This is a genomic window from Micromonospora sp. CPCC 206060 (genome assembly GCF_036906895.1).
Lineage (GTDB): Bacteria > Actinomycetota > Actinomycetes > Mycobacteriales > Micromonosporaceae > Micromonospora.
In genome coordinates, this window is record NZ_JBAKHU010000028.1 from 75,188 (window position 1) to 86,306 (window position 11,119).

Consider the following 11,119-nt stretch of genomic DNA (forward strand, 5'->3'; position numbering starts at 1 on the left):
GGTTGGGCGTCAGTCCGCGTCCGGCCCGGCCACCTCGACATCGTCGGTACGGCGCACCACGTGGATGCACTCGCCCGGGCACTCCCGGGCGGAGTCGATCACCTCGAGCCGGAGATGGGCCGGTACGTCCACCCGGGCGCCCGGGGCGGCGAGCAACTCGCCCGAGCTGTCCTTGACGTACGCCAGGCCGTCCACGTCGAATTCGAAGACCTCCGGGGCGTACTGCACGCACAGTCCGTCACCGGTGCAGAGGTCCTGATCCACCCAGACCTGCAGTTCATCGGTCTCGACCTGCGCCGACATCGCCACCCCCATACTCTCGTGGACCACTGACCGACGGTACCCGAACGTCGCCGGCCCGCCCCGGGCAGCGCCCCTGAGACGATCAAGGTTCGGTGACGAGGGCATTGCATGGGACCGAATTGGCGTCACAACGGCTAGTGTTAGGGCAGAGGTGTTCAAGCCCCCCGGGGAGGTGGACGTGGCACGAAGCGACGACGCGGATTCGCGCGCCGCACGGTGGGAGAAGGAGGCAAACGATCTCTCCACCCAGGTCGCGTTTCTGCAGGAGGAACTCGCTCTGGTGCGACGCAAGTTGACCGAGAGCCCCCGACACGTACGGCAGCTCGAGGAGCGGCTGGCTGCCACCCAGGCACAGTTGGCGCGGCTGACCGAGAACAACGAACGGCTCGTGAGCACCCTCAAGGAGGCTCGGGCGCAGATCGTGACGCTCAAGGAGGAGATCGACCGGTTGGCACAGCCGCCGAGCGGTTACGGTGTCTTCCTGGCCCGGCACGATGACGGCACGGTGGATGTCTTCACCGGTGGTCGCAAGCTACGGGTGGCGGTCTCGCCCTCGTTGGATGTCAGCGAGTTGCGCCGTGGGCAGGAGGTCCTGCTCAACGACGCGCTCAACATCGTCGACGCGCTCGGCTACGAGCGGGTCGGCGAGGTGGTCATGCTCAAGGAGATCCTGGACAACCCCTCGGGTGGGCCGGGTGACCGGGCGCTGGTGGTGTCGCACGCCGACGAGGAGCGCATCGTGCACCTCGCCGAGACACTGATCGGTGCGCCGCTGCGGGCCGGTGACTCGCTCATGGTCGAGCCCCGTTCGGCGTACGCGTACGAGCGGATCCCGAAGAGTGAGGTCGAGGAGCTGGTCCTGGAGGAGGTGCCCGACGTCGACTACTCCGACATCGGTGGCCTCCAGTCGCAGATCGAGCAGATCCGTGACGCGGTGGAGTTGCCGTTCCTGCACGCCGACCTGTTCCGCGAGCACCAGCTCCGGCCGCCGAAGGGCATCCTGCTCTACGGTCCGCCCGGCTGTGGTAAGACCCTGATCGCCAAGGCGGTGGCCAACTCGTTGGCCAAGAAGATCGCCGAGCGGCGGGGCGAGGAGAAGCACACCAGTTTCTTCCTCAACATCAAGGGTCCGGAGCTGCTCAACAAGTACGTCGGCGAGACCGAGCGGCACATCCGGTTGATCTTCCAGCGGGCGCGGGAGAAGGCGGGGGAGGGTACCCCGGTCATCGTCTTCTTCGATGAGATGGACTCCATCTTCCGGACCCGTGGCTCCGGTGTCTCCTCGGACGTGGAGAACACCATCGTCCCGCAGTTGCTCAGCGAGATCGACGGTGTGGAGGGTCTGGAGAACGTCATCGTCATCGGCGCCTCCAACCGGGAGGACATGATCGACCCGGCCATCCTGCGTCCCGGTCGGCTCGATGTGAAGATCAAGATCGAGCGGCCGGACGCCGAGGCGGCCAAGGACATCTTCTCCAAGTACATCCTCACCGGCCTGCCGTTGTCCGCGGACGACCTGGCCGAGCACGGTGGCGACCCGAAGGCGACGGTCGCTGCCATGATCGAGGCAGTGGTGCTGCGGATGTACTCGGAGACCGAGGAGAACCGGTTCCTGGAGGTCACCTACGCCAACGGTGACAAGGAGGTCCTGTACTTCAAGGACTTCAACTCGGGCGCGATGATCCAGAACATCGTCGACCGGGGCAAGAAGATGGCCATCAAGGAGTTCCTCACCTCCGGGCGCAAGGGGCTGCGGTTGCAGCACCTGCTCGACTCCTGCGTCGACGAGTTCCGGGAGAACGAGGACCTGCCCAACACCACCAACCCGGACGACTGGGCCCGCATCTCCGGCAAGAAGGGGGAGCGGATCGTCTACATCCGTACCCTCGTCTCCGGCGGCAAGGGCACCGAGGCCGGTCGTTCCATCGAGACCGCCAGCAACACCGGCCAGTACCTCTGACCGACAGCGCGAGCGGGCGGCGTGGCACCACGCCGCCCGCTCGCCTGCTCCAGCCCCGGCCAACGCCCGCCCGTACCGGGCCATCCCCTGCGGCCCGTCGCGGGCACCGCGGGCCGGGCGCAGACTAGTCTCGACGGCAGTGGGGGAGCGGAGCGAGGTGGCGGCGTGAGCGTACGACGGATCATGGGCACCGAGGTGGAGTACGGCATCTCCGTGCCCGGCCAGGCAGGTGCCAACCCGATGGTCACCTCATCGCAGGTGGTCAACGCCTACGGAGCCCGCCCGGAGCTGACCAAGGGTGGCCGGGCGCGCTGGGACTACGAGGAGGAGTCGCCGCTGCGCGACGCCCGGGGGTTCACCTACTCCGGGGCGGCGTACGACCCGGCGGAGGCCCTCGCCGACGAGGATCTCGGGCTGGCCAACGTCATCCTGACCAACGGTGCGAGGCTCTACGTGGACCACGCCCACCCGGAGTACTCCACCCCCGAGGTCACCAACCCCCTCGACGTGGTCCGCTGGGACAAGGCGGGTGAGCGGGTGATGGCCGAGGCCGCGCGGCGGGCCGCCACCATCCCCGGTACGCAGCGCATCCACCTGTACAAGAACAACACCGACAACAAGGGTGCCAGCTACGGCGCCCACGAGAACTACCTGATGCGCCGGCAGACCCCGTTCGCCGACATCGTGGCCTACCTGACCCCGTTCTTCGTCACCCGGCAGGTGGTGTGCGGTGCCGGCCGGGTCGGGATGGGACAGGACGGCGGTCAGCCCGGGTTCCAGATCTCCCAGCGGGCGGACTTCTTCGAGGTCGAGGTCGGTCTGGAGACCACCCTCAAGCGGCCGATCATCAACACCCGGGACGAGCCGCACGCCGACGCCGACAAGTACCGTCGGCTGCACGTCATCATCGGCGACGCGAACCTGTCGGAGACCGCCACCTACCTGAAGATGGGCACCACCGCGCTCATCCTCACCATGATCGAGGAAAAGACGCTCACCGGTGACCTGGGCATCGCGGACCCGGTCAGCGAGCTGCGCGCGGTCAGCCACGATCCGTCGCTGACCCACCTGATCCGGCTGCGCGACGGTCGCCGCCTCACCGCCCTGGACCTCCAGTGGGCGTACTACGAGCGGGCCCGGTCCTTTGTGGACGAGCGGTACGGCGTCAACGTCGACGACGCCACCGCCGACGTGCTGGACCGCTGGGAGGGCGTGCTGGACCGGCTCGGCCGGGACGTGATGTCCTGCGCCGACGAGCTGGACTGGGTGGCGAAGCTGCGGCTGTTGGAGGGCTACCGGGAGCGGGAGAAGCTCGGCTGGGCCTCGCACAAGCTGCAACTGGTCGACCTGCAGTACTCCGACGTCCGTCCGGAGAAGGGGCTCTACCATCGGCTGGTGGCGCGCGGTGCGATGAAGACGTTGCTCACCGACGAGCAGGTCCGCTCGGCGATGACCGACCCGCCAGAGGACACCCGGGCCTACTTCCGGGGCCGCTGCCTGGGCCAGTACGCCTCGGAGGTGGTCGCCGCGAGTTGGGACTCGGTCATCTTCGACGTGGGTCGGGAGTCGCTGGTCCGGGTACCGATGATGGAGCCCGAGCGGGGCACCCGCGCCCATGTCGGCGCGCTGTTCGACCGGTGTGCCAGCGCCAAGGACCTGCTGGAGGCGTTGACCGGGCGGTGAGCCACGGCCGGCGGCGTCCGCCGGACGATCCTGCCCGCCACGCGTGTGGAAAGAGCACCCGCGTGGCGGGTTTTCGTCGTTCCCGCGAGGTAAGTTTCTTTCAGGCGATCGTGAGGAGGCACCAGATGGCTACTCGGGACAGTGGCGGTCAGTCGCAGTCGGGCAAGGCGCGCCAGGGCGAGGAGATCGAGGACGTCACGACCGAGGCGAACCCGGAGGTCGCCGAGCGGCACGCCGAGATCACCGAGGACGTCGACGACCTGCTCGACGAGATCGACTCCGTGCTGGAGGAGAACGCCGAGGAGTTCGTGCGCGGCTACGTCCAGAAGGGCGGTCAGTGAGCTTTTTGCCCGATTCTGATCGGGTGAATGTCTCACGTTGATGTCGTGACCGGGTAGGGCGGTGTCCGCACGATCTGTGACGCGGCGGACCCGCAACACCTCGACCACGATCATCGCAACGGGTGGGTACGCGGGATACTCTGCTTCAACTGCAACGGTGGTCTTGGTCGGTCCCGTGACAGCGACACGCGGCTGGCCAGGGCGATCACGTACCTGAGAGGAACCACGTGGCAGCGGGTTTTGATCCATCCGGGCGTCTACCAGATGTGTTCACCAACGCGAGGACGTCCTCCTTCACGGAGTTTCTGCGCATCGCGGCTCCCGAGCTGCTGCCCGGCCGTCGGCCGTTGCCGCCGGGGATGGCCGCCGACATCGCGCCGCACGCGACCACCATTGTCGCCATCTCGGCCGCCGGTGGCGTGGTGATGGCCGGTGACCGGCGGGCCACGATGGGCAACCTGATCGCCCAGCGGGACATCGAGAAGGTGCACCCGGCCGACGCGTACTCGCTGGTCGGCATCGCCGGCACCGCCGGCATCGGCATCGAGCTGATGCGACTGTTCCAGGTGGAGCTGGAGCACTACGAGAAGATGGAGGGCACCATGCTCTCCCTCGACGGCAAGGCCAACCGGCTCGCCTCGATGATCCGGGGCAACCTCGGCGCAGCCATGCAGGGCCTCGCGGTGATCCCGCTCTTCGCCGGTTACGACCTGGCCGCGACCGACCCGCAGCGCGCCGGCCGGATCTTCAGCTTCGACGTCACCGGCGGTCCCTACGAGGAGACCGGCTACGACGCGATCGGCTCCGGTTCGCTGTTCGCCAAGTCCGCGCTCAAGAAGCGGTTCCGGGCCGGTCTGAGCGTCGACGAGGCGGCCCGGCTGGCGGTCGAGGCGCTCTACGACGCCGCCGACGATGACACCGCCACCGGAGGGCCGGACCTGACCCGCCGGATCTACCCGGTGGTGATGACCGCGACGGCCGAGGGCACCCACCGGCTCACCGACGCCGAGACCGCCGCGGTCGCCGAGGCCGTGGTCTCCGGCCGGATGGAGAACCCGGGCGGGTGAGTCGTCCCGTCAGCACCTGCCAGCAGTCGTCAGCACCGCGCTCCTAAGGAGAACCGCCGTCGTGGCCATGCAGTTCTACGCCTCGCCCGAGCAGATCATGCGCGACCGCTCCGAGCTGGCCCGCAAGGGCATCGCCCGGGGCCGTAGCGCGGTGGTCCTCAGCTATTCCGGTGGGGTGCTCTTCGTCGCGGAGAACATCTCCAGCGCCCTGCACAAGGTCAGTGAGATCTACGACCGGATCGGCTTCGCGGCCGTCGGCCGGTACAACGAGTTCGAGGCGTTGCGCCGGGCCGGGGTGCGGATGGCCGACCTCAACGGGCTCAGCTACGACCGGCGGGACGTGACCGGTCGGGCGCTGGCCAACGCGTACGCGCAGAACCTGGGCTCGATCTTCACCGAGCAGTCCAAGCCGTTCGAGGTGGAGATGTGCGTCGCCGAGGTGGGTGCCACCCCGGAGGACGACGAGATCTACCGGCTGACCTACGACGGTTCGGTCAACGACGAGCCGGGCCGGATGGCCATGGGCGGTCAGGCCGAGGCGATCACCGGGGTGCTGCGCAACAGGCACCGCAGCGACATGTCCCTCGCCGAGGCGATGGCGGTCGCGGTGGAGGCGCTGGGCAGCGTCGGTGGCGAGGGTGGCGCACCCCGTACCATCGCGGCCAACCAGTTGGAGGTCGCGGTCCTGGACCGGCGCCGGGTGGGGCGGACGTTCCGCCGGATCACCGGTGCGGCGCTGACCGCGCTGCTGGACGGTGGCTCGACCGCTGCCGCCGAGGCACCGGCCGAGGAGCCCAAGCAGCCGTCGACCGGTCCGGAGAAGCCCACCGTCTCGGCGGCCTCGGCGGATCTGGAGGACAAGTCCGGCGAGTCGACCGGGGAGTAGTCCGCTCGGATCACGGTCGCACCGCGGTCGGGCTCAGCCCGGGATCACGGCCGGCGGGGTCGCCTCGGTGGCGCTCCGCCGGTCGGTGAGTGCCGCTGTCAAGGCGTCCTGCCAGTGCGGTAGCGGCGGCAGCCCGGCGGCCGCCCACCGCTGGTGGGCCAGGACGCTGTAGGCCGGCCGGCGTGCGGGTCGGGGAAACCGGTCGGATCCGACCGGCCGGATCCGTTCCGGGTCGAGTCCGGCCAGGGTGAACACCGCCCGGGCCAGGCCGTACCAGCTGGTCTGCCCGGTGCAGGTGCCGTGGTAGATCCCGGCCGGCGCCCGGCTGGCGACCGCAGCGCCGGCCAGTTCGACCAGCCGACCGGCCAGCAGGTACGACCAGGTGGGCTGGCCGACCTGGTCGTCGACGACGTCGAGGTGCTCCCGTTCGGCGGCGAGCCGGAGGACCGTGCGGACGAAGTTGCGCCCGTGCGTGGCGTAGAGCCATGCCGTACGGACCACGTAGCCGTGCTCCGGGAGCCGGGCCAGCACGGCTCGTTCGCCGGCGAGCTTGCTGCGTCCGTAGGCGTTGACCGGAGCGGTCGGGGCATGTTCCGGATACGGCTCGGTGGCGTCACCGGCGAAGACGTAGTCGGTGGAGACGTGCATGAGTCGGGCACCGGTGGCCGCGCAGCTCTCGGCGAGGTGCGCGACGCCCGTGCCGTTGACCCGGGTGGCGGTGGTCTCCTGCTGTTCGGCGCCGTCGACGTCGGTCCAGGCGGCGGCGTTGATGACCAGCTCGTGGCCCTGCACGGCGGCGCGGACCGCGTCGGGGTCGGTGATGTCCAGGCGGCGCCGACCGGCTGCGGTGATCGGTCGACCGGTGGCGGTGAGGATGGCGACCAGGTCCCGTCCGAGCATGCCGTCGGCTCCGATGACCAGCCAGCGGCCGGTGGCACCGGACGGGACGCTCACCAGGCCGATCCGGCCGTGTCGGCGGTGCCCGGTTCAGCGGCCCGGGTGATGTCGTCGGCTCCGGCCGTCCGGGTGATGTCGCCGGCTCCGGTACCGCCGCCGGCTCCGGTACCGCCGCCGGCTCCGGGTACCCCGGCCCGGCCGCTCAGGGGCTCCCACCAGGTGCGGTTCTCCTGGTACCAGCGGACCGTGCCGGCGAGTCCGGTACCGAGATCGATGCGGGGGGCGTACCCCAGCTCGTTGCGGATCTTGGTGATGTCCAGCGAGTAGCGCCGGTCGTGGCCCTTGCGGTCGGGGACCGCGGCGACCCGTTCCCAGCCGGCGCCGCATGCCTCCAGCAGCCGGGCGGTGAGCTCGCGGTTGGTCAGCTCGGTGCCGCCGCCGATGTGGTAGACCTCGCCGGGGCGCCCCTTCTCCTGCACCAGGGCGATGCCGGCGCAGTGGTCGTCGACGTGCAGCCAGTCGCGGACGTTGCCGCCGTCGCCGTAGAGGCCGACGGTGCCGCCGTCGAGCAGGCGGGTGACGAAGAGCGGGATGATCTTCTCGGGATACTGGTAGGGCCCGTAGTTGTTCGAGCAGCGGGTGACGACCACGTCCATGCCATGGGTGCGGTGGTAGGCCAGGGCGAGCAGGTCGGCGCCGGCCTTCGCGGCGGCGTACGGCGAGTTCGGTGCGAGGGGGGTCTCCTCGGTCCAGGAACCGTGCGCGATGGAGCCGTAGACCTCGTCGGTGGAGATGTGCACGAACCGGCCGGTGCCGTGCCGTAGTGCCGCGTCGAGCAGGGTCTGGGTGCCGAGCACGTTGGTGGTGACGAACGGTGCGGCGCCGGCGATGGACCGGTCCACGTGCGACTCGGCGGCGAAGTGGACGATCACGTCCTGGCCGGCCACCATCTCGTCGACCAGGTCGGCATCGCAGACGTCACCGTGCACGAACCGTAGTCGGGGATCGTCGCGTACCGGGTCCAGGTTGGCCAGGTTGCCGCAGTAGGTGAGCTTGTCCAGGACGGTGACCGTGCCCGGGGCGAGGGGGGCTGCCCGGCCGTCGAGCAGCATCCGGACGTACGCCGAACCGATGAACCCGGCACCGCCGGTGATGAGGATCCTCACAGCTCGGGAAGTCTACGCCCTGAACAGCACTAATCACGCTGAGTAAAATATTCGACACGCTGGGCGGTGTTCGCCGGTGGGAGGTTCTAGGCTCTGGGTCGTGCGTGGAATCGTGCTGGCCGGCGGCGCCGGCTCTCGTCTGTGGCCGGTGACCCGGGCCGTGTCGAAGCAACTCATGCCGGTCTTCGACAAACCGATGATCTACTATCCGCTCTCCACCCTGGTGATGTCGGGGGTGCGGGAGATCCTCATCGTCACCACCGCCGACGACCAGGCCCAGTTCCGGCGGCTGCTCGGCGACGGCAGCCAGTACGGCCTGCGGCTGTCCTACGCGGTGCAACCCCGACCGGAGGGGATCGCCCAGGCGTTCGTGCTCGGCGCCGACTTCATCGGCGACGAGCCGGTGGCCCTGATCCTCGGCGACAACATCTTCCACGGCGTCGGGTTGAACCGGCAGCTCGCCGAGCAGGGCGGGCCGGTCGGCGGGCGGATCTTCGCCTACCCGGTGGCCAACCCGCAGGCCTACGGGGTGGTGGAGTTCGACGCCGCCGGGCAGGTGCTGTCCATTGAGGAAAAACCGGCGAAGCCGAAGTCCCGGTACGTGGTGCCCGGCCTGTACTTCTACGACAACCGGGTGGTGGAGATCGCCGCCCGGCTCACCCCGAGCGAGCGGGGCGAGTTGGAGATCACCGCGGTCAACGAGGCGTACCGGGAGGCGGGGCAGTTGACCGTGACCGTGCTGGACCGGGGTACCGCCTGGCTGGACACCGGGACGTTCCACGCGATGATGCAGGCGGCCGAGTTCGTCCGGGTCATCGAGGAACGGCAGGGTATGAAGATCGGCTGCCTGGAGGAGGTGGCCTGGCGAGCCGGGCTCATCGACGACCGTCAGTTGGCTGAGTTGGCCGACCCGCTGACCCGCAGCGGCTACGGCAACTATCTGCTCGACCTGCTGGCCGAGGGGCGTCGATGACCTGCCGCTGGCCGCTCCCGGTTCCGGGCCGGAGCCGGATCCGCCCGGCACGCCCGGACGAGCGCTGCCCAACGAGGCCTCCGGGCGGCTAATGTCAGACCATGGAGCGGCGAATCTTCGGCCTAGAGACCGAGTACGGCGTCACCTGCACGTACCGCGGGCAGCGGCGGCTGTCCCCCGACGAGGTCGCCCGTTACCTCTTCCGCCGGGTGGTGTCCTGGGGGAGGTCGAGCAACGTCTTCCTGCGCAACGGTGCCCGGCTCTACCTGGACGTCGGGTCCCACCCCGAGTACGCCACCCCCGAGTGCGACTCGGTCGCCGACCTGGTCGCCCACGACCGGGCCGGCGAGCGGATCCTGGAGGGGCTGCTCATCGACGCGGAGAAGCGGCTGCACGACGAGGGGATCGCGGGCGAGATCTACCTGTTCAAGAACAACACCGACTCGGCCGGCAACTCCTACGGTTGCCATGAGAACTACCTCGTCTCCCGGCACGGCGAGTTCGGCCGGCTGGCCGACGTGCTGATTCCGTTCCTGGTCACCCGCCAGTTGATCTGTGGCGCCGGAAAGGTGCTGCAGACCCCACGCGGCGCGGTCTACTGCCTGTCGCAGCGGGCCGAGCACATCTGGGAGGGGGTCTCCTCGGCCACCACCCGGAGCCGGCCGATCATCAACACCCGCGACGAGCCGCACGCCGACGCGGAACGCTACCGGCGGCTGCACGTCATCGTCGGCGACTCCAACATGAACGAGGTCACCACGCTGCTCAAGGTCGGTACCGCCGACCTGGTGCTGCGCATGATCGAGGCCGGCGTGGTGATGCGCGACCTCTCCCTGGAGAACCCGATCCGGGCCATCCGCGAGGTCTCCCACGACGTCACCGGCCGGCGCAAGATCCGGCTCGCCTCCGGCAAGGAGGTCAGCGCGCTGGAGATCCAGCAGGAGTACCTGGCCAAGGCGGTCGAGTTCGTCGAGCGCCGGGGCGGGGACCAGACCGCGAAGCGGGTGGTGGAGCTCTGGGGCCGGGTACTGCGTGCGGTGGAGACCGGTGACCTGGAACCGGTGGCCCGGGAGATCGACTGGGTCACCAAGCTCCGGCTGATCGAGAAGTACCAGGCCAAGCACGACCTGCCACTGTCGCACCCGCGAATCGCCCAGATGGACCTCGCCTACCACGACCTGCGTCGCGGTCGAGGGCTCTACGGGCTGCTGGAGCGGCGTGGCCAGGTCGACCGGATCGCCACCGACCTGGAGATCTTCGAGGCCAAGGAGACCCCGCCGCAGACCACCCGGGCCCGGCTACGCGGCGAGTTCATTCGGCACGCCCAGGAGAAGCGCCGGGATTTCACCGTCGACTGGGTGCACCTCAAGCTCAACGACCAGGCCCAGCGGACCGTGCTCTGCAAGGACCCGTTCCGGGCGTACGACGAGCGGGTCGAGCGGCTGATCGCCAGCATGTGAGCCGGTGTGCCGGGAGGGATGCGGTACCCGTCGGTCCCTCCCGGCGCACCGGTATGCTGGCGGAGCTATGACGTTCCCGCAACCATCGGACCGCTCCGGCCGCACCGAGCGGCAGAGCTTCATCGAGCGGCGCCGGCAGAAGATCCGCGAAGAGGTCGAGCGCAACCGCCGGGGCGAGTACAAGGTGCCCACCTGGGTGCTGGCGCTCGCCCTGGTGCTGATGGTCGGCGGCTGGCTCGCCCTGATCTTCATGGCCTGACGCCGCTCGTCGACCGCCGGTCCACCCGGCGCCGTCGACCGCCGGCAAAGGTTAAAAGCGAAGTTCAGCCAGTGACACGACCGGCCCTGTGGTACACAGCACCGCGTCCGCCAGCTCGAACAGC

The 11,119-nt window shown here is 69.3% G+C and carries 12 protein-coding genes; 9 read left to right on the plus strand and 3 right to left on the minus strand.

Features of this window, described 5'->3' with window-relative positions:
• Nucleotides 1–9: 9 nt before the first annotated feature.
• Nucleotides 10–315: a ferredoxin gene (locus V6U90_RS18690; RefSeq protein WP_442933621.1), complete on the minus strand. Its 306-nt coding sequence runs from the start codon at nt 313–315 to the stop codon at nt 10–12.
• 166 nt (nt 316–481) lie between these two features.
• Here V6U90_RS18690 and arc point away from each other — a divergent pair, with 166 nt between their 5' ends.
• From arc to prcA, 6 genes are all read left to right on the plus strand, one after another.
• Nucleotides 482–2,263 carry a proteasome ATPase gene (arc, locus tag V6U90_RS18695; RefSeq protein WP_334437988.1) on the plus strand — a complete coding sequence of 594 codons (1,782 nt, stop codon included), beginning with the start codon at nt 482–484 and terminating at the stop codon, nt 2,261–2,263.
• A gap of 165 nt (nt 2,264–2,428) precedes the next feature.
• On the plus strand, nt 2,429–3,946 hold the full coding sequence (gene dop / locus V6U90_RS18700) for a depupylase/deamidase Dop (protein ID WP_442933619.1): 1,518 nt from the start codon (nt 2,429–2,431) through the stop codon (nt 3,944–3,946).
• Between the two features lie 125 nt (nt 3,947–4,071).
• Nucleotides 4,072–4,287: a ubiquitin-like protein Pup gene (locus tag V6U90_RS18705; protein WP_074477166.1), complete on the plus strand. Its 216-nt coding sequence runs from the start codon at nt 4,072–4,074 to the stop codon at nt 4,285–4,287.
• 72 nt (nt 4,288–4,359) lie between these two features.
• Nucleotides 4,360–4,713 (plus strand): endonuclease domain-containing protein, encoded by a 354-nt coding sequence (locus tag V6U90_RS18710; RefSeq protein ID WP_334438031.1) that lies wholly within the window; start codon nt 4,360–4,362, stop codon nt 4,711–4,713.
• Nucleotides 4,599–5,354 (plus strand): proteasome subunit beta, encoded by a 756-nt coding sequence (gene prcB / locus V6U90_RS18715; protein WP_334438034.1) that lies wholly within the window; start codon nt 4,599–4,601, stop codon nt 5,352–5,354. Before V6U90_RS18710 ends, prcB begins: the two co-directional genes overlap by 115 nt.
• A gap of 61 nt (nt 5,355–5,415) precedes the next feature.
• Nucleotides 5,416–6,240, plus strand: coding sequence for a proteasome subunit alpha (gene prcA / locus V6U90_RS18720; RefSeq protein WP_334437997.1), 825 nt, complete (start codon nt 5,416–5,418; stop codon nt 6,238–6,240).
• Nucleotides 6,241–6,273: 33 nt separating this feature from the next.
• Here the strand turns inward: prcA and rfbD are convergent, their stop codons facing one another.
• Together rfbD and rfbB are read right to left on the minus strand one after the other, a co-directional pair.
• Nucleotides 6,274–7,194, minus strand: a complete 921-nt coding sequence (gene rfbD / locus V6U90_RS18725; protein ID WP_334438000.1) for a dTDP-4-dehydrorhamnose reductase — start codon at nt 7,192–7,194, stop codon at nt 6,274–6,276.
• Complete coding sequence (gene rfbB / locus V6U90_RS18730) at nt 7,191–8,303, minus strand: dTDP-glucose 4,6-dehydratase (protein WP_334438002.1); 1,113 nt, start codon at nt 8,301–8,303, stop codon at nt 7,191–7,193. Before rfbB ends, rfbD begins: the two co-directional genes overlap by 4 nt.
• A 100-nt stretch (nt 8,304–8,403) precedes the next feature.
• Here rfbB and rfbA point away from each other — a divergent pair, with 100 nt between their 5' ends.
• From rfbA to V6U90_RS18745, 3 genes are all read left to right on the plus strand, one after another.
• A complete protein-coding gene (gene rfbA / locus V6U90_RS18735; protein WP_334438005.1) occupies nt 8,404–9,276 on the plus strand; it encodes a glucose-1-phosphate thymidylyltransferase RfbA in 873 nt (290 codons plus the stop codon).
• 101 nt (nt 9,277–9,377) lie between these two features.
• Nucleotides 9,378–10,736, plus strand: a complete 1,359-nt coding sequence (pafA, locus tag V6U90_RS18740; protein WP_334438008.1) for a Pup--protein ligase — start codon at nt 9,378–9,380, stop codon at nt 10,734–10,736.
• A gap of 67 nt (nt 10,737–10,803) precedes the next feature.
• On the plus strand, nt 10,804–10,995 hold the full coding sequence (locus V6U90_RS18745) for a hypothetical protein (protein WP_334438011.1): 192 nt from the start codon (nt 10,804–10,806) through the stop codon (nt 10,993–10,995).
• Nucleotides 10,996–11,119 lie beyond the last annotated feature (124 nt).

Bases quoted from the DNA above. Each gene is read 5' to 3' on its own strand.
- pafA (WP_334438008.1), top strand. From the start codon at position 9,378: ATGGAGCGGCGAATCTTCGGCCTAGAGACCGAGTACGGCGTCACCTGC.
- V6U90_RS18705 (WP_074477166.1), top strand. From the start codon at position 4,072: ATGGCTACTCGGGACAGTGGCGGTCAGTCGCAGTCGGGCAAGGCGCGC.
- V6U90_RS18690 (WP_442933621.1), bottom strand. From the start codon at position 315: ATGGGGGTGGCGATGTCGGCGCAGGTCGAGACCGATGAACTGCAGGTC.
- V6U90_RS18745 (WP_334438011.1), top strand. From the start codon at position 10,804: ATGACGTTCCCGCAACCATCGGACCGCTCCGGCCGCACCGAGCGGCAG.